The organism is Alcanivorax profundi, assembly GCF_003597125.1.
GTDB classification, from domain to species: domain Bacteria; phylum Pseudomonadota; class Gammaproteobacteria; order Pseudomonadales; family Alcanivoracaceae; genus Alcanivorax; species Alcanivorax profundi.
The window spans coordinates 1-639 of sequence record NZ_QYYA01000054.1 but is presented as its reverse complement, the minus strand read 5'-3'; the positions used below and the strand labels follow the sequence as shown (position 1 = coordinate 639).

Here is a 639-nt window from a genome sequence, read left to right as displayed (position 1 = left end):
AGCGATAGTATATACGAGGAATATCATACAAGTTATTATAAATTATATACCCGTTGGCGGAATTAATTTAAGTTGATAAATATGAGTAAAAAGTTGCACATATCGCTGATTTTTAGTAACTTAGTGGTGTTCAAAACATTAAGTCCAAACCATCGTATGTACAACCTTTATACAAAATTCGTCAAAATACTCGAGATATGCAAGCAATTCTCTGAAAATCTCGTCAATGAATCGGGTAATGTTCCACGTCGTGGTCCTGTTCCCAAGTTTTCGGATTTGGAAGTGGTGGCGCTATCCTTGACGGCAGAGACCGAGAGCATTGATAGTGAGAAGTGGTTGTTCGACTATAAATTGCAAGAGTACAAGGACAACATTCCTAATCTCATATCAAGGAGACAGTTCAATGACCGCAGGAAGAAAACGGCAGGCCTGTGTGAGGAACTGCGCAAGCGGATTGCCATGGAAATGGATGGCGGAGAGGAACAATTCTTTGTTGACTCCAAGCCGATAGAGGTCTGTAGGGTTGCAAGAGGAAAACGTTGCAAGATGGGGCGTGCCGGCAATTTCTCGCAAGCTCCCGACTTCGGCTTCTGTGCTTCGCAGAACACGTATTATTTTGGTTATAAGTTACACGCTCTC

Annotated in this window: 1 protein-coding gene; it reads left to right on the top strand. The window is 42.4% G+C overall.

Annotated elements, in window-relative coordinates:
- Positions 1 to 81: 81 nt before the first annotated feature.
- Positions 82 to 639: transposase family protein (locus D4A39_RS19030; protein ID WP_497707267.1), on the top strand; the 558-nt coding region annotated here is incomplete at its 3' end.